Source organism: Citrobacter sp. RHBSTW-00524, assembly GCF_013747755.1.
Taxonomy (GTDB): Bacteria; Pseudomonadota; Gammaproteobacteria; order Enterobacterales; family Enterobacteriaceae; genus Citrobacter; species Citrobacter braakii.
The window spans coordinates 3,738,942-3,757,801 of sequence record NZ_CP056421.1 but is presented as its reverse complement, the minus strand read 5'-3'; the positions used below and the strand labels follow the sequence as shown (position 1 = coordinate 3,757,801).

Sequence of the window (18,860 nt, the reverse complement as noted above, 5' to 3'; positions counted from 1 at the left end):
ATACTGCATGGTCCTTCCATCAAAACCCATTCATTTCCCTCTATTTTTTTCTGTGTAGTTCTTGCTATTTGTTATCTCAAAATGACATCTCAAAAAATTTTATTATTCTCTTTTGTTATAGTTAGCCAACAACTTCATGTGGTTTTAGGCATGGCTTCAGCTAGGGAAGGTGCGAACAAGTTCCTGATATGAGATCATCATATTCATCCGGAGCGCATCCCAGAGGGACATCATGAGCCATCAACTCACCTTCGCCGATAGTGAATTCAGCACTAAGCGCCGTCAGACCCGAAAAGAGATTTTCCTCTCCCGCATGGAGCAGATTCTGCCATGGCAGAATATGACCGCTGTCATCGAGCCGTTTTATCCCAAGGCGGGCAATGGCCGACGGCCCTATCCGCTGGAGACCATGCTGCGTATTCACTGCATGCAGCATTGGTACAACCTGAGCGACGGTGCCATGGAAGATGCCCTGTACGAAATCGCCTCCATGCGCCTGTTTGCCCGATTATCCCTGGATAGCGCCCTGCCGGATCGCACCACCATCATGAATTTCCGCCACCTGCTCGAGCAGCATCAACTGGCCCGTCAATTGTTCAAGACCATCAATCGCTGGCTGGCCGAAGCAGGCGTCATGATGACCCAAGGCACTTTGGTGGATGCCACCATCATTGAGGCACCCAGCTCGACCAAGAACAAAGAGCAGCAACGCGATCCGGAGATGCATCAGACCAAGAAAGGCAATCAGTGGCACTTTGGCATGAAGGCCCACATTGGTGTCGATGCCAAGAGTGGCCTGACCCACAGCCTGGTCACCACCGCGGCCAACGAGCATGACCTCAATCAGCTGGGTAATCTGCTTCATGGAGAGGAGCAATTTGTCTCAGCCGATGCCGGCTACCAAGGAGCGCCACAGCGCGAGGAGCTGGCCGAGGTGGATGTGGACTGGCTGATCGCCGAGCGTCCCGGCAAGGTAAAAACCTTGAAGCAGCATCCGCGCAAGAACAAAACGGCCATCAACATCGAATACATGAAAGCCAGCATCCGTGCCAGGGTGGAGCACCCGTTTCGCATCATCAAGCGGCAGTTCGGCTTCGTGAAAGCCAGATACAAGGGGCTGCTGAAAAACGATAACCAACTGGCGATGTTATTCACCCTGGCCAACCTGTTTCGGGTGGACCAAATGATACGTCAGTGGGAGAGATCTCAGTAAAAACCGGAAATAACGCCAGAAATGGTGGAAAAAATAGCCTAAATAGGCTGATTCGATGTGTTTGCGGGAAAAAAATCGGCCCAGATCCGCGAAATTTTAATCAGCGAGTCAGCTTGGGAAGAAATGACCTGCTTATTCGCACCTTCCCTAGAATTAACTTTGATTAAATGTTTTTACGTATCAATAAATGGCTAAAGATAGTTAAAAACTTAATTTTTAACCAACTGTTCGACATGGAATCCACTATGGTAATTAAGCACCAGGGGTGGATGCTGATCTCGCGTTTTGTGAGTAACCAAAAGCGAGACATATCTTAAATATGGAAATAAGGGTTTTAGAATGAGCTTTGGATTAGCAAAGGACAACAAGTTTGAAATCATCGCTACCCTTCGTGAAGAGTTGCACAAGAAAACGAAACTGGAAGTTTTATGTGAAAACCATAGTGTTATCACGCAGTTAGAGAAGATTGATTTCGAGCGGTTTGTCATCTCCGGACACGAAGACATTGTTCCTGAAAAGGTCCAGTACTTTATCCTGCACAGTGAAAGTGGGATTGTAAAATTTAGTGCCAGATTCGAACAAACCTTATCAGCAGGTGCACAAGCAGGATTATCCTACTTCATCCCGGATATGATTTTCTTTGCCCAGCAGCGACAAAATCAGCGTTTTTCCTTCCTGAAGGGTTACGACTTTTTCTGTTTTGGTCGTTACAAAAACGGAGAAAACTACTCTCTGAAGATTAAAAACATCTCGCAGGGCGGTTGTGCATTAATTGTTAAAGATGTGAACTCCCGTTTTCTCTATAAAGATGCGGTGATTAAAAATGCCGCGTTGGATTTTGATACGTTTGGCAGTTTACAGCTGGATTTGAAAGTGATCGATGTCGTCATGATCAATGAATTTGATGAGGATAATCAATTGTATGCCTGTCATCAGATCTCATGTGAGTTCGATTTTAAAAATCGTCGTGAAGAGGCAGAGGTCGAGAAGATTATTATTAAATTTTTAATGAGTAACAAGATTTGATGCTGATAAGGAGCGATGAACAGGATGTTGATGTGTGGCAGTGATAATTTTGTGGGCAACGGTTTGTTCGCCTACCTGACAAGCAAACATGTACCGATACAAACATTCCAGTTTGAGGATATGTTGCATCAGTCATCATTATGCCAGCATCAAACCATGGTTTTTAATATCATTGATAACGAACAACCATGTTCAGCTATCGTGCAGTTTTTGAATAAAAACCGCTTCAAGTTTTATAATAATGTCGTGGTAATTATTGCTGATAGTTTGGTGGCGAAATTATGTGTAGAGTTATTATATGTTGAAAAAACGATAGTTTTGACGGAGAAATCTTCACTGCGCGATTTCGGTCAACTGGCGTCGTTAACGGCCGGGAAATGGAATCCCCGGCTGTATCGTTCACAGAAAAGATTAACCGAGAGAGAGCAGCAGATTCTGAATTTATTGGTAAACGGATATACCGCCAGAGAAATTTCAGAGTTAGTCAGCCTGAATTATAAAACTATCCAGGCGCATAAAATGAGGGTCGTCACCAAGCTGGGACTGACCAATACCTCGGAATTAAATAAATTAATTGTCAGATTTACCCATCGTATGTCTTTTTTACCCTAACCTGGCCATTCTATTCTGATGTAACACACCTAATAGTAGATACAATTCGGGAGTGATATTGACTGGTTTTTAATTTTTATGATTTGTTGAGGGAGAGAGGAATGTTTAATTCTAGTGAGGTGTTAACCGCGCTTGAAAAGGCATTGAATACCAGTCAGCTTTATATGGTTTATCAACCAATTTTTAATTTGCGTAATCAGCGTATTAGCGGGTTTGAAGCATTAATGCGTTGGAATAGCCCCCAGATGGGGATGATCTCTCCCGATGTTTTTATTACCTTGCTGGAAGACAGCGGCAATATCATGTCAATTGAAGATATGGTTACCCACACTCCCTGGGATGTGGCAACCCGTTGGCCAGAGCCCCTTGTATTGTCCGTCAATATTTCCGCGCTTGAATTCTGCGATCCGCTGTTACCCCAACGCGTCAGAAAAAATCTTACTGTATGTGGTCTCCCGCCCCATCGATGCCAGATAGAGGTCACGGAAACGTCGCCGCTGTGCGACAGTCAGGTCGCGGCTAAAAATATGACGGAGCTGAAGGCGATAGGGGTCAAAATTGCCCTTGATGATTTTGGAACCGGCCACGCCAATCTTAACTATCTGTTGAAATATCCTTTTGATACCTTAAAAATTGATAAGGAATTTATCGCCGGCATTGAACCCGATACCCGCTCAACAAAGATTGTTGAGGGTATAATTTCACTGGCGCACAATTTTGGTATTGAAGTTCTTGCTGAAGGGGTGGAAACCCAGTCCGAACTGGACCGGCTGATGCAGATTGGTTGTGACAAAATTCAAGGCTTTTTCATTTCTCCCCCAGTGTTAGCAGAAGATATCCCGTTACTCCTGACGCAGTATAATCCTTAATCTTCTCCCTCTCTGTTGTTCCCCTGAACCTCGTTTGTTTCGCGTTGCCAGAGGGCCGCTCCCGCGCTTTTCCTGCCTATAAAATAAGTCCGTAGGCCTGATACGTTAAGCGCATCAGGTTGCTTTGTATCCGTGACAGGCAAAAAAAAAGCCCCCTGTTAAACAGAGGGCTAGCGAGTTTATGTCAGCTTAGAACGATTTCTTAAAGCCAATTGATGCATTAACCGGCGCTTCAACCTGCGACTTACTGCCACCGTTGCTAAATTGCGTACCCAACTCTCCGTAGACCTGCAGGTTTCTGTCGATAGACCATGACAGACCGGCTGCAACTTCAGTGCTGGAGTACTGTTGTGAAGACTCAAGCGTGGTGGTGGCTACCGCATTGCTAAAGTGCGTTTTGTCTTTTGAACCCAGACCCTGCCAGACGTTGACCCTGCCGTAAGGCTGGAATTTGCCATGGTTGGTGTCATAGTCAGCGACCAGACGCACGCCCAGACGGGCGGTAAAGGAATCCGCGGTATCCATTTTCACTTTCGTTTGGGTCACACCATCAAGCCGCCCGTTATCAAAGTCGCTGTATTGATAGATCAGCTGAGCCTGAGGTTCCAGACTCCATGCGCTGGCGCCTAAACGGAACGATTTACCCACTTCTGTTGACGCCGTCAGCGTGTTGCCTCTGACGGTATACGAGCCGTTGTTACCGGTCGCCGCCAGGCGGGATTTATGGTTACCGTATTGCAGGACGTTATCAACATACATCCCGTCGCCTGAGAACCAGGTGGCGTAGCCGCCGACATAAAACGCGTTGTCGTCGATGTTGCCGCCTTTGCCGTCGCTGCCTGTCTTCGTGCCTTTCACGTTGCTGTCGATATCAAGAATGCTGGTATACATCCCGGCTTTCCAGCTTTCGTTGGCATACATATCGACGCCAACCTGAATCCCCATGGTGTGGGAGCTGGTTTGCGTTCCAGCCGCATCATCCAGTTTGGTTTTACCGGAGTAGCCAATCATTCTTGCCCAGGCGCGATTGTCTTCATCAATACCTGGTTTAACCTCGTCACCCATACGCTGGTGCATGTTGCCTAACAGGCTGATGTCGCCCTGACGAACGACGCTGGCGAGACCAGAATACAGCATAGTTTCTGGACGATATTCGCTTCTCAGATACCAGTTTTCACCCTGACCCTGAGCGTTACCCGCATGCAGTTGATACTCAAATGCGCCTGCTGCCATACGATCGGCGGCAAGATGGAAGGCGTCTCGTGACGTTTGTGCCGTAGTGGTTGCGCCATTGAGCGCGGTTACCACTTCGATACCATCACCAATAGTTGGTGCGCCGAGACCAGAACCATCGACATCCAATAGCGTACTACCGCTGGCTTTACCGCCATCGATAATCAGACGGTCGGCAATGCCTGCGCCGCTGCCATTTTGTGTGGCCGCCATGTTGATAGTCCCTTTTTCGCCGGTGTAATCCCCTTTGACGGTTAACGTTGTGCCAGTCTGCTGGCCGATGAGTGAAACATCGCCGCCGTTGCTCAGTCCCGCTACCGTCTGGTTGTAACCTTGCGTGTTGAGGGTAGTGTCAGCGACAACGTAGTGGTGTGATGCGCTACTCAGAGTGTTGGTATTACCCGCCTGCAGTACACCGTTGGCAATCAGCGTTGCGCCGCTGTAGCTGTTTTCACCATGCAACTCCGTAACACCGCTGCCGGTTTGATGCAGCTGGCCTTCGCCGCTGATATTACCGGTCAGCGCCAGGGTATCGCCACGATTGACGTTGAGTACGCCGTTATCAACGATATCCCCCTGAATGCTGCCGATATCACCGCCGTTACCCAGCTGTAGAACGCCTTGCTCGATGGTGGTGCCACCGGTGTAGGTGTTATCCAGCGTCAGGGTGAGGGAGCCTTTACCGGTTTTGGTCAACTGACCGTTACCTTCGACTTCCGTCAGCAGAGAAACGTTATGTCCGTTGGTGTCGAATGTCCCGCCGCCGGATTCCAGAGTCACCTGACGAGCGGTATCAAACGCTTCACCATATTTCAGCGTACCACCATTAAAGGTAATTCCCGTCTCTGGTGCGCCAAGGTTGGTATCACCCGCCACCTGCAGCGTACCTGAGGTGATGGTGGTTCCACCGCTGTAAGTATTGTCGCCAGTGAGGATGAGCGTACCGAGGTCGCCTTTATTCAAGCCGCCAGTGCCGCGGATCACGCTGTCGATAGTCGCGGTGTAGTTAGCGCCGTCTACTGTGCCATCGCCGACGCGAATCAGCGTATTAGCCGTATCGGTGGTAATGGCTTCCCCGCCCACGCGATAACCATCGGTGGCGAACTGTGCGCCACTGATGATGACGTCGCCTTTGCTGTTATCGACGGTTACGTTGCCCGCTTCCCCCTGGAAGACGGCGAACGCAGCATCGGTAAACGGTGCATTCAGCGCGCCTTCTGGCGTTGATTCATCCGTTGTCCAGTTGTCATTACCCTGGCTGGATTGCCAGATACCGTCGCCGCCGTTGATGACGCCGTTGTTTTTCAGCTCGCCATTCTCACCGCCGGTGCCGTCCCAGAAGCGCAGCGTCAGCCCGGCATGGTTGACCAGGTTAACCTGGTTTTTAACCGAGGTTTGTACGTACAGGCTGTCCGCAGCTTCCGGCGCGTCGGCAATGTCCATCACATTGTTGGATAGTGTGCCGGTGTAGTTGATGACGCGGTAAACACCAACGTCAAAGCTTCCGCCTGGAGAGGTCTGGATATTGAGCTTACCATCGAGCGTCAGATCGCCATTCACATCTATCAGGTCATTGAAGGCTCCGCCTGGGGTATAGGCTTGACCAAACTGGTAATCAAGCTGTGCGTTATCGCTGAGCGTCAGTGAACCGGTAGTCAGTTTACCCACGCTGTTGATAGCCGCACCCGCGGTAATATGGCCGTCATCCAGTACATCAACCGCGCCGCCGATAATACCGTTCCCGCCGAGCGTTGCCCCAGATTTCACCGTCACCTGACCGGTCGCGGCAGACTGATTACCGTTGACCAGCAGTACGCCTTCATTGACGTCCGTGGTGCCGGTCCAGGTGTTATCGCCGGTCAGCGTTAACGTGCCGTCACCGATTTTCACCAGGCTGCCGTCGTTGCCGCTGATAATGCCGCTGATGGTGTCATCAAGGTGCAGATTACCCAGTGACAATTCTTTATTGCCCAGTTCGACATTCCCCGCGCCGGACAACGAGCCGATAGATGTTGCGCTGTCGACTGCGCTGATATCGACCTTGCCGCCCGCCAGGTTTTTAACGACGGTATTCTCTGCTAACGCCTGGTCCGCAAAGGTCATCAGTCCGCTGTTATTCACGCTAGCAGTACCACCGCTGGCGTTTTCTTCCAGCGCCAACGTACTGTCTTTTGACACGTTAACCGTCGCCTCGCCCGCGGTGGCGTTATCGGTTAACAGCGCTTTCGCTGTGCCCGTCAGGTTCAGTTTTGCGCTCGCGGCGGTGACGTTATCCGCCAGCGTTAACAGACTGTCGGCAATGTTCATGGTCAGGGATTTCAGGCTGGTCTCTGTTCCGCTGACATTGAGCGTTGCCCCGTTATTGACGTTCACGGTGCTGCTTTCATTGCTACCAAAGGCCCCGGTTTTGCTGACGTTGACCGTCACATTGTTGGCATTTCCGGTACCGGCAATTTCTGTGTCGCCTTTATAGCTGTTCGCGCGATTGAGCGACAGAGTACTGCCCGCATCGCTTGAGCTGCTGGTGACTTTCAGTTTACCGTCGCCGGTAATCTCACCTGTTGGCGTGAAATCATGTGAATTGAGGTCAAACACCGCCGCGTTATCATTCGCGCCCAGCGCAATGGTGCGATTGCTGGTTAGGTCCGCGCCCATCTGCAGCGTGGAGCCGTTGTTGATAGCCAGGTCGGTTCCGCTCTGACCGAGGTTGCTGTCGGCGGAAATCTGCAACGTACCGCCATCAATGCGTGTGCCGCCGCGATACGCGTTATCACCGCTGAGGATCAGACGGCCAAGGTCGGTTTTCACCAGCGTCAGCTTGTCAGTCGTGCTGGCTTCGCGGATGACGGACTCAATGGTCGCGGTATAGTTTTGCCCCGCGCCACCTGCGCCAACGCGCAGCAGCAGTTCACCGGTTCCCGGCGTCTGGCCGGCGTGGGTCGCGTTTTCCGTGGTGGCATAAGCGTTAAGTGCGTCGCCTTTAACGACATAGCCATCGGCGTCAAACTGTGCCCCGGAGAAGTTAACTTCTCCTGCGGCGTTATCCACGGTAACGGTGCCACCTTTGGTGGTGAAGACGGCAAAGGACTTCTGCGCCCAAGGTGCGTTACCTTCGCCCGTTGCCGTGGTCCAGTTGTTATCACCCTGACTGCCGATCGCCATCCATTTGCCATCGCCACCATCAATTTTGCTGTCGCCCTCAATGCCCGACGCGCCGTGGCTCTGACTTACCGTCGCCCCGTCCCAGAACTGCAGGGTAACGCCGTTGGCGTTCACCAGGTTGACCTGTTTGTCGATAGAGGTCTGGACAAAAATATTGCTCTTATCCTGACTGTCCGGTATTGCGCCCAGCTCCAGCGTCTGGTTATCCAGCGTACCGCCGTAATTATAGATACGGTACACGCCCGGTCCGAAGTTACCGCCTTGCGACGTGGTAACATCCAGGGTCCCGTCCAGTTGCAGATCGCCTGCCACGTTCACCAGATCGTTTAGCGCACCGCCTGGCGTAAAGGCCTGCCCCAGTTCGAAAGCGGAGGTCGTTTTGCTGCCAAGCTGCAGATTACCGTTAACAGATAGCGTACCCGCACCGCCGTCACCGGCACTGATGGTTGTGGCATCGTTCATCAGCACGTTGCCGCCGATAATGCCCTTACCGCCAAGTGTGGACGTACCGCTGATGGTGGTGACGCCGCGCGCCGCGCTTTGATCGCCATTCACCAGCAGCGTGCCGTTAGTAACGGTGGTGTTACCGGTATAGGTATTGTTGCCGTTCAGACGGGTAATGCCGCCGCCGATTTGCTGTAGCGCACCGATACCGGAGATCACACCGTTGAGCAGCACGGTGTTGGCGCGATTAATCGCCAATACGCCGTTGTCGATGATGTCAGAGACGGCGCTCACTTCGCCTTCATTTCCACCGTCACCTAATTGCAGCGTACCGGTTTGATCAATGGTGGTAGAGCCGGTGTAGCTGTTGTTAGCGGTAAACACCGTGGTGCCGCCCGCCGCACGTTCAAATTTCCCGTCGCCGCTGATGATCCCGCGATAGATCTGTGCTGCTGAGGTATCTCCCTGAGTATCGAAGATAACTTTGCTGTCTGCGCCCTGGGTGGTGACATTGTAATCGCCAATGCTTGCGGCAGTGCTGGTTGGCTCGACGTGGTCGCCGGTACGCAGCGTGGCGCCATTGTTTACAGCAAGGGTTTCGCTCGCCAGATTCAGGTTTTCAACGATGCGTACATCTGCATTTGACCCGCTGATGGTCAGTGAATCCCAGCCGGTGCCAATGTTGGTACCGGTATTCAGGTTGTCGCTAGCCAGCGTACCAATCTTCGCATCTTTTGTATCAGTGAAGGTGAGGGCGTTGCCCGTACCCGCTGCGGTAAGGATGTGGCGCGTTTTATCCAGCGTCACATTGCCGATATTGGCTTTATTGTTACCGCCAGTACCTGCGAAATTCACTTCGCCAGCATAAGAGCCGCTACGCCAGTTGAAGGTATCTGTACCTTCGCCGGTGTTGATTACGCCGCTGGTCACACCGCCGCTGATATCGATGGTGTCATTGCCTTTACCAGACTGAACTGCCACGGCCGAGTCGTTGATGGCCTGCAGGGTTCCCGTGTTGGTGATGGCTTTACTGCTGTCGCCGCTGGCGTCTATTACCGGTGAGGTGGTACTGGCAGAGATAATCTTGCCGCTGTTGGTCAATGCGCTAACATTTTTCGCGATGATTGCAGAACCACCTGCGCTGTCATGCACGTTGATGTCGGCATTGGTGGTGATACGACCGTCCGTATTGGCGCGAATACCGCTGCCTTCGCTGTTGAGTACCTCAATGGTATAGCCTTTGCCGATGGTTAGATTACCCGTCACCGCGTCGCCATTACGTTGTTCAAAGGCGAAGCCGGTACCTTTACCGTTGACGTTGAGGATGTTGTTCAGCCCATCGTTCATGGTCAGCGCCACGCTGGTGCGGATCCCTGGGCCATCGTTGGAGTCGATGGTGACATCACGCAGCGTGATATTGGTGTTGTTGGCATCGTTTTGAATACCGGCACCGGTACCATCAGCGCGGATCATCACGCTTTGCGCGGCCAGAGCGCCAGCGCCTTCGGCCAGGCGAATACCGTCCGCGGAGCCATCGGTGGTAATGCTGTCGCCAGTCATGCCGTTAATCAGCAGGCTTGCCCCTTGGGTCAACAGAACGCCAGCGGTGCCATCATCAACCTGAATTTTGCCCAGCTTATTAATCTGCGCGCTGGAGCCTGAGGCGCGTACGCCGATACCGTTGCTGACATGCAGGGCGAGGGAGGAGTTATTGGTTAAGCTACCGCCTTTTTGAACATCGACACCGATGCTGTCGACGCTGGCCAGATCAATAATCGATTTGGTATCGAGGATCAGGTTGCCCAGATTCCTCGCCACATAGGCGATTACCTTGTTGCCGCTGGCTTCAGAGGTGATCTTCGCGTTTGAGGTCAGGGTCGTGCTCGTGGCATTGCCCTGCGTATTACCATTCAACTGATGCGCCTGACCATCCACAACCCCGGCAACGGTTCTTTCACCGGTTAAATTGATGGTGGTTTTATCGCTGATGGTCCCTTTCGCGCCGCCTTCGATAACCAGCGCCGCAGAGTCAGTGCCCTTAACGGTAAACGTTGCTTCACCGGTATCTACGCTACTGCCTGCGCCAGTGGCGAGAACGCCCACGGAATTGTTACCGCTGAGAGTCAAATCCAGGTTGGAGGTGGACTGATCTTTCGGGTTAGTGGTATTACCGGCCAGCAATGCGCCATTGGCGATACGGAAAATGGTGGTGCGATCCTGACCGTTGTCATTCATCACCGCCTGACCAATATTGGCGGTAGCGCCCTTACCATACAGGTAATAACCAATCTGATCGGTGCTGTTAAATGAGGGGCTACTTAAGCTGTCAACGTTAGCGATGGCGTTATCACGCACGTGGACGCCGATGTTACCGGCTTTATCCAGCGTAATATTAGAGTAGACGTTGACCACTGCCTGACCGTTGGCGCCACCTTCCGCCCAGATGGCGTAGTTACGGTTACCGACGCCGCCTTCACCGTCCACCACGATAGCGCCTGCAGCGCTGGTGGTGACTTCGGCATTTTTGTTATTGGCGCTAACGTGGATCCCTACGTTGTTGGTGCCATTCACGTTAATCTTGCCGTCGTTACGGATTTCCTGATTATTTTCTGCGCCGCTGTCGTGTACGGAGATGCCGTAGTTTTTACTGCTGCCCCCTTTAGAACCGCCATTGATCACGATATTGCCGGTATTGAGGACGTTGCCCGTGGCATTTCCGACCAAAATCCCCGCGGCGTTACGGACGCCGGTTCCCAGCGTGATAAGACCGTTGTTAATCACCTCTTTGGTGCTCTTGATCATAATACCGGCGCTCAGGCTGGAACCGCCTGCCATGGTGACATCTTTAGACGGATCGCTTGCGTCGCGACCAAGATAAATAGAGGCATTCTGAGCGTTGGTAAAGGTGGCATTCCCGGCGACTTCTACGCCATAAGCGGTGCCGCTGGCAAAGGATGTACCGCTTTTACGTCCGTCTACGACGTTAATATCGCCGTTGTTGACCCCTTGTGCATCGTCAGACAATTGCATACCAATCGCCAGCGTCAGCGAAGAAGCGGGGACGTTTTTGCTCCAGGGATCGGCTGCCGAAGCGGTACCAAAGTTATCGGTGGTGATCGCCTGGTTGATGATGCCGTTGTTAGCGATCTGGCTGGTGCCTTGACCTTGCATACCAAATGCGCCATAGCTGTTGACGTTTTGGTTGCCGTCTTTATCGATAAACAGCCCGGAGTTGATCATCCCGTTGTTGGTTGCCGTCGCGTCTTTTGCCAGCATGCCAATCGCCAGGCTCTGCCCGGTAGACGTTCGTAATGCGTTCAGTTCGCCAAAGTTTGTGATAACCCCGCTATCAACGGCTTTCATGACGCCATTAATACTGCCGTCAACGGCAAGAATCGCATCTTTGTTCAGGGTGCCGGAGGTGCCTGCGCCGTTGGCGTAAATAGCATGCAGCTCACCGCGGTCAGCGGTCGCGTTATTGGCATGCGATAAGCCGTCTGTCCAGACGTCGTAATCCCAACTGAGCACGTCTGAGGGCTTGCTGGAATTGATCAGACCATCAATCAGCTCGGCATACTTCGTTTGTGCTGCGGTGACGGTAGTGACTTCATTCGCTTCCAGCCACAGTTGGATTTGGCTGACTTTTTCGCCTTCCGGGTTTTCCGCCGCGTCGCTGCTATTGCCCAACAGCCAGTCGTTAAATTCGGCCAACTCCTGCGTGTTGGTGATGTTAAATGTGCGCTCACCCGTTTCGACGACTTTGCCGTCCGTATCATAGCCGTAGGTCATGAGCGTGACATCATCGCCAAACACGGAGGTTTGCGCTGAGCCGGCGAAGGTTTTTTCAGGAATAACCGGGGCGGCGTTAAATTTTATAAAGTTATCGGATTGCCAGTAAACCTGGCTACCCGCGTCCTGAGCCTCCAGTAAGGAGGAGTCTTTGGCCAGTAATTCGATGGTATTGGCTTTGGCGCGTACATTGAGCGTGTCGTCGCCAATATTCAGATTGGCCGTGGAGCCGTTTGTCGCCAGCGCGATGCCAAATTGTTTGTAGATTTTAGACTGCGTCGGATCGTAAGTGTTTAATGCCGAATCGCCAATCTGTGATTCGGTAAGAAAGTTACTTAACGCATTGGTATCAAAGACTTTAATGGTTGTTTTTTCGCCGGGGAACGCCGGGTCGTTAATCTCAAATTCTGTGCTCTGCGAAGGCGTTGATGATTGGTTATAAGTCAGGTATTCCGCCAGTTCCTCGGCAGTAGTAATCGTTTTTACGCCCTGGGCAGCGCTGGTGGCCTGCAGGGTGATTTTGCCGGTTTGCAGTAGCTCTCTGATGGTCGTTGATTCAACAACGCCACTTTGACCCGGACTGATGGTTGGGATCGCGCCGCTGATATTGAGCGCCTCACCAGCAGTGATATCTTCATATAAGAATCCGTAGTCGTGGACACCCTCATAATCCCCAACAGAAATACCTGTCTGGTAGTCGGTGAAAATATTATGTCCACCGATATCGATAATCGGAGTTGCTGAAGCTTGCATTGAAGCGGCGCTTAATGCGCCGGCCGCGAGTACGGCTACAGTTTTACGCGAGCTGCTTTTTTTCTTTCCTTTGGTTAATTCGGAAACGACCACCCAGATACCGAGCGCCGCGTTCCAAATAATGCTGTAAACTTTGTTCATATATAACCCTCGTCTACATTCCTGTTATGTGTATTGTTAATACATTGAGTTGTTGGCTATGGTTGGCACGCGGATGTGCTACCCGGTAATAGATTTTTGGAAATAGGATTCCCTTCCGTGCGATGCGGAATTAAAAAGTGAGCCGAAAGAAAATCTTTTAAATAATAACCGTGATAATTGTCCTTAAATAAGTCAGTTACGGCTGGCTATAGTGAGAAATGGTGTACTTGAGCCGGGTGTTATTTTTCCCGAGTTTTCTGGCAATGTTGCTTTTGTACGCCCCGATGGTTTTTTCACTTTTTTGTGATGCTCCAGCGATTTGAGTCAATGACCAACCCCGGGCAAGCATCATCATTACGTTAAATTCGTTTGCTGTGATTTTGTTATTTATTTCTTTGATACTACGTGGTTTTTTGTTTTGTGATATGCGCGTCACGGCAAGCAGTAACCGATCAAGGCTGGCGTCTTGATCGAGGAACAGCATGTTTTTCCCGCAAACGGTTTGAAAAATAGAAAAAGTAGCTTCATCTGCCAAAACAATAATTTTTGTGGCAGGGCGTAAAGCCATGTTGCGGATAATCCTGGCATATTTTAAAAAATCTGAGTTGTCAGGATTAATAATGATGCAATCCATTTCATAAGGGATTATGTTGACGGCAGAAAGCGTCTGAGAGGAGTAGTACGCGATATCAATATATAATGATGAACCACGTAGGATTTCACGCATGCCTAGCCAGGGATAAATTGATTCACCCAAAAAAATAGCCTTAGACATAACGATCTCCTTGAAATTTTGGTGCAGGCGGTCGCCTCTTTTTTTAGTCTAAAAAAAGAGTTTCTTGCGACGCATGAAATGTTAATTAAATCTCGTATGACGTTCTTTGGTGTGAACGCATCCTTATTTATTGCAAATTCAAAAGATATTTTCTGTATTAATTTGAATCATTAACTATTCTTAAAGTAGATATTACACTTTGTTAAAATTTAAGATAAATCGTTTATTTCAGCTCTGAGTAAATGATTGATAGATTTCGCTTATGGATCACGCGAATAATGTTTCAGCCATTTCTATAAAGACAGGGTATTCCTATTTATACTGGAGGGGATTTATATGAAAAATCTTATATTTCAAACAGATAACCATTCTTCTTAATGGGACTATTGGCAGGTAGGAGAATTCTTAATCAAGGCCAGGATAAAGAGAGAGGGAGAGCGGTGGGAGAGAGAAATATTGTCTTATTTGCAGTTATCGACCTAAAACTCGAGTATTTAAGTTGATAATTCTGACTTATCTTAATAAATAAGAATTTTGCGCTATTTTTATCATTTGGTGCTTAATCTTCAAATCTCGCTTGAAGATGTTATATTTTCTGCTCGCTATCGCTGATAGCGCTTAGCCCGCCAACAGCTCCTGCTCAACCTGTTGCACCTGTTGTTCCAGCGTATTGCGGATTTCAGTAAGCGCCCGTTGTTGATCGGAGAAGTAAGCCTCTTTATCCGTCACGGAGGTGGCAAGGCGCCAGGCGTTCTCAGCTTCCAGTTCGGTAATCTCTTTGAGCAGTGCGTTAATTTGTTCTCTGAGCTGCTGTATTTTGCTGCGTAAATGCTGCAGATCGTTCAATCGGTCACTCGCCATCATCGGTTCGAGGCCGCTTTGCAATTGAGTCAGTAGCGCCCGAACGGCAGCAAGGTCGGCATTCTGGCGCGCCTGGTTAAGCTGCACCATCATCTGATGCGCTTTCTCTTTCAGATCGTCTGCCACCACGTCCGGATGACAAAGACGGCTGGCCTGACGCCACAGGCGTTTTAACTCATTACGCTCTTCAGAAGAAAGTCGTTGGTCCCGGCTAAAACGATGTTGCGCATCCTGCTGCTGCTCCTGATATTCATCATATTCATGGCTGGCTTCTTCCTGTGCCTGACGGGCTGCGCTGTCGTCCTGGCGAGAAAAGTCGTTTTCCAGCTCACGAATCTCCGCCAGCAGGGCGGTAATAAGCTCCGTTTGTTGCTGAATTCGTTGACGTGTTTCCACCGATTCGCGCGAATCTGAATTCTGGTTCATCCAGAGCTGCTTAAGCCTGGCCAGTTGATCAACGGCCTGGGAAATATAGTGCTGGCAGGATTGATAGTCTTGTTCCCGGCGTTTTCGCTCCGCTTCCTGTTTGCGCTGGGCGCTGGCGGCGAGCTGTTTACGCAACTCGAGGATCCGGCTCATCAGCGGCCCAAGGCGAAGATGATACAGATCGTTGAAATCATCGAGGATTTGAATGCGCGTGTTGCGCTTATCGATCAGGTCACGCAACTGTGTTTCGAGCGCTTTTAGTTCCAGTTTACTGGCGGCAATGGCAGGATCCTGCCACGTTGAGACTGCCCGTTGAGATTGCAGCCAGGCCGTGATTTCACGTAGGGCATCACTAAAGCGCCGTGCTTCGAGCGCCTGAACGATGGCGCCTGGCAAGACTGACATAGGCTCATTTTTCAGATGATCTACCTGCTGGAAAATAATCTCCTCATCTTCCAGTTCAATAGCGCTTTTGACGATTTCCAGTCGTTTGATGATCTTATTCATGACAGTCGTTGCCTGGCCTGGCTCAAAAACGAGTGGCTGAAACACAGCGGGTTCACCCGTTTGAAAATGTTAGAAAAACAGTAAAGCGCATTCTGTGGCCTGCGATGCCTTTTCGTCCAGAATAATTCACTGTAATTATGAACAAACGCAATGCCACGGGCACAGCGGGTCCTTATTGCGCCTTGCGACAACCAGGTTGAAATGTTAAAAGAAGCCCCTTCAATAAAAACGACACAGGGGAAGGGCGTGAAAAACGCGTCAACTGCATCTGACACCAGCGTGTCTGATGCCGCGTCAACGAATGAGCCGACGCTTCAGCGGGGGTTGCAAAACCGCCATATTCAATTAATTGCGCTGGGCGGCGCAATTGGTACCGGCCTGTTTTTGGGCATTGGCCCGGCTATTCAGATGGCGGGACCTGCGGTGTTACTGGGTTACGGCGTTGCCGGGATCATCGCTTTTTTGATTATGCGTCAACTGGGCGAAATGGTGGTGGAAGAACCCGTTTCCGGATCGTTTGCCCATTTTGCCTATAAATACTGGGGACCGTTCGCGGGTTTTCTGTCCGGCTGGAACTACTGGGTGATGTTTGTGCTGGTTGGCATGGCGGAACTGACCGCGGCTGGGATCTACATGCAGTACTGGCTGCCCGATGTCCCGACCTGGATTTGGGCCGCGGCATTCTTCGTGATCATCAACGCGGTTAACCTGGTCAACGTACGTCTGTATGGCGAAACGGAATTCTGGTTTGCGCTGATTAAAGTGCTGGCCATTATCGGCATGATTGGTTTTGGCGTGTGGATGCTGTTTTCCGGTCACGGCGGGGAACATGCCAGCATTGATAACCTGTGGCGTTACAACGGCTTTTTTGCCACCGGCTGGAATGGGTTGATCCTGTCGCTGGCGGTGATTATGTTCTCCTTTGGCGGACTTGAGCTTATCGGGATTACTGCCGCAGAAGCGCAGGATCCGCAGAAAAGCATTCCAAAGGCGGTAAACCAGGTGGTGTACCGTATTCTGCTGTTTTACATCGGTTCTCTGGTGGTGCTGCTGGCGCTGTACCCGTGGGTGGAAGTGAAATCCAACAGCAGCCCGTTTGTGATGATCTTCCATAATCTTGATAGCAACGTGGTGGCTTCAGCGCTGAACTTTGTCATTCTGGTGGCTTCGCTGTCGGTGTATAACAGTGGCGTCTACTCTAACAGCCGTATGCTGTTTGGTCTCTCTGTCCAGGGGAACGCGCCGAAGTTCTTAACCCGCGTCAGCCGTCGCGGCGTACCGGTGAATTCACTGATCCTCTCCGGTGCTATTACGTCTCTGGTCGTACTGATCAACTATGTCCTGCCACAAAAGGCCTTTAGCCTGCTGATGGCGCTGGTTGTGGCGACGCTGCTGTTGAACTGGATTATGATCTGCCTGGCCCATCTGCGATTCCGGGCGGCGATGCGTCGTAAGGGACGTGACACGCAGTTCAAAGCGCTGCTGTACCCGGCAGGGAACTACCTGTGTATTGCTTTCCTTGGCATGATTCTGGTGCTGATGTGTACGATGGACGATATGCGCCTGTCAGCTATCCTCCTGCCGGTGTGGATCCTGTTCCTGTTCGTTGCCTTCAAACTGCTGTGTCGTAAGTCCCGCTAAGTTTCTACCGATCCCATCGTCAGGATGGGATCGGATCTTCTCTCAATGTTTATCGTGACCGCTCTCGCAATTTTGCCTTTGCTGGCAGGATCTTTATTTTGTAATCGATTACTTTTCTATTGAATCTATTTTGTAATCGATTACTTTTTAAAGGTGAGGCAAAAAATGGTGTCAACAACCGAAAGTAGTGGAAAACAGAACGTACAGTACCGGCTGCTGGTACCCCGGCTGTCGCTAATGATGTTCTTACAGTTCTTTATCTGGGGAAGTTGGTCCGTCACGCTGGGGCTGGTGATGAGCCAGCACAACATGTCGCTGCTGATTGGCGATGCGTTTTCAGCCGGGCCCATTGCCTCTATTCTGTCGCCGTTCGTCTTAGGGATGCTGGTAGACCGCTTCTTTGCCTCGCAAAAGGTGATGGCGGTGATGCACCTTGCAGGCGCGGCGATCCTCTGGTTTGTTCCGCAGGCATTGGTGGCGCAAAACGGTGCGCTGTTGATTGGTCTGCTGTTTGGCTACACGTTGTGCTACATGCCAACGCTGGCGCTTACCAACAACATTGCTTTTCATAGCCTGTCGGATAAAGACAAAACTTTCCCGGTGGTGCGGGTGTTTGGCACCATTGGCTGGATTGTCGCGGGGATTTTTATCGGCGTAACCGGAATCTCGGATACTACCGGCATCTTTACGCTGGCGGCGGTTATTTCTGTGATTCTGGCGCTCTACAGCCTGACGTTGCCCAACACGCCCGCACCGGCGAAAGGACTGCCGGTAAAAGTGCGCGATCTGTTTTGTGCGGATGCTTTCGCCTTACTCAAGGTTCGTCACTTTTTTGTCTTCTCGCTCTGCGCGACGCTTATTTCTGTACCGTTGGGAACCTATTACGCATATACCGCGTCGTTTCTGGCTGATGCGGGCGTTGGCGATGTCAGTACGGCGATGTCGTTTGGTCAGATGTCTGAAATTTTCTTCATGCTGGTGATCCCGTTCCTGTTCAGGCGTCTGGGCGTGAAATACATGTTGTTAATCGGGATGTGCGCCTGGTTTGTGCGCTACGCATTCTTTGCCCTCGGCATCAGCGAAGAGGGCCGATTCCTGCTGTATCTCGGCATTCTGCTGCACGGCGTGTGCTACGACTTCTTCTTCGTGGTCGGCTTTATTTACACCGATCGTATTGCCGGGGAGAAAGTAAAAGGCCAGGCGCAAAGCATGATCGTTATGTTTACCTATGGGATCGGTATGCTGCTTGGTTCGCAAATTTCAGGCGCACTTTACAACCGTCTGGTGGCGGGGCAAACGGTGCCTCAGGCGTGGACCACATTCTGGTGGATCCCGGCAGTGGCTGCCGCAGTGATTGCCGTGATTTTCCTTTTCTCTTTCAAGTATGACGACAAAGAGCAGGCGTAAT

10 protein-coding genes are annotated in these 18,860 nt (G+C 50.9%); 7 read left to right on the top strand and 3 right to left on the bottom strand.

All coding sequences use genetic code 11. The annotated features are described in order from the left end of the window. Nucleotides 1–232: 232 nt before the first annotated feature. From HV229_RS18190 to HV229_RS18175, 5 genes are all read left to right on the top strand, one after another. Nucleotides 233–1,213, top strand: a complete 981-nt coding sequence (locus HV229_RS18190) for an IS5-like element ISKpn26 family transposase (protein WP_000019445.1) — start codon at nucleotides 233–235, stop codon at nucleotides 1,211–1,213. Next, nucleotides 1,195–1,380 carry a hypothetical protein gene (locus tag HV229_RS26520; protein WP_346655005.1) on the top strand — a complete coding sequence of 62 codons (186 nt, stop codon included), beginning with the start codon at nucleotides 1,195–1,197 and terminating at the stop codon, nucleotides 1,378–1,380. Before HV229_RS18190 ends, HV229_RS26520 begins: the two co-directional genes overlap by 19 nt. Nucleotides 1,381–1,552: 172 nt before the next feature. After that, nucleotides 1,553–2,239, top strand: coding sequence for a PilZ domain-containing protein (locus HV229_RS18185; protein WP_016152158.1), 687 nt, complete (start codon nucleotides 1,553–1,555; stop codon nucleotides 2,237–2,239). A gap of 24 nt (nucleotides 2,240–2,263) precedes the next feature. Then, complete coding sequence (locus HV229_RS18180) at nucleotides 2,264–2,851, top strand: helix-turn-helix transcriptional regulator (protein WP_046275132.1); 588 nt, start codon at nucleotides 2,264–2,266, stop codon at nucleotides 2,849–2,851. 101 nt (nucleotides 2,852–2,952) lie between these two features. Then, a complete protein-coding gene (locus HV229_RS18175; RefSeq protein ID WP_049271336.1) occupies nucleotides 2,953–3,720 on the top strand; it encodes an EAL domain-containing protein in 768 nt (255 codons plus the stop codon). 189 nt (nucleotides 3,721–3,909) lie between these two features. Here the strand turns inward: HV229_RS18175 and HV229_RS18170 are convergent, their stop codons facing one another. From HV229_RS18170 to HV229_RS18160, 3 genes are all read right to left on the bottom strand, one after another. Next, on the bottom strand, nucleotides 3,910–13,242 hold the full coding sequence (locus HV229_RS18170) for an autotransporter outer membrane beta-barrel domain-containing protein (protein WP_181546085.1): 9,333 nt from the start codon (nucleotides 13,240–13,242) through the stop codon (nucleotides 3,910–3,912). A gap of 196 nt (nucleotides 13,243–13,438) precedes the next feature. Continuing rightward, nucleotides 13,439–14,017, bottom strand: coding sequence for a LuxR C-terminal-related transcriptional regulator (locus tag HV229_RS18165; protein WP_094760887.1), 579 nt, complete (start codon nucleotides 14,015–14,017; stop codon nucleotides 13,439–13,441). 618 nt (nucleotides 14,018–14,635) lie between these two features. Beyond that, a complete protein-coding gene (locus HV229_RS18160) occupies nucleotides 14,636–15,811 on the bottom strand; it encodes a DnaJ family molecular chaperone (protein WP_016152164.1) in 1,176 nt (391 codons plus the stop codon). 246 nt (nucleotides 15,812–16,057) lie between these two features. Between HV229_RS18160 and pheP the strand changes: the two genes are divergently transcribed. Beyond that, entirely contained in the window at nucleotides 16,058–17,452 is a 1,395-nt protein-coding gene (gene pheP / locus HV229_RS18155) for a phenylalanine transporter (protein WP_032931079.1), read from the top strand. A 165-nt stretch (nucleotides 17,453–17,617) separates the two neighbouring features. Then, complete coding sequence (locus tag HV229_RS18150; RefSeq protein ID WP_016155933.1) at nucleotides 17,618–18,859, top strand: MFS transporter; 1,242 nt, start codon at nucleotides 17,618–17,620, stop codon at nucleotides 18,857–18,859. Nucleotide 18,860: the final 1 nt, after the last annotated feature.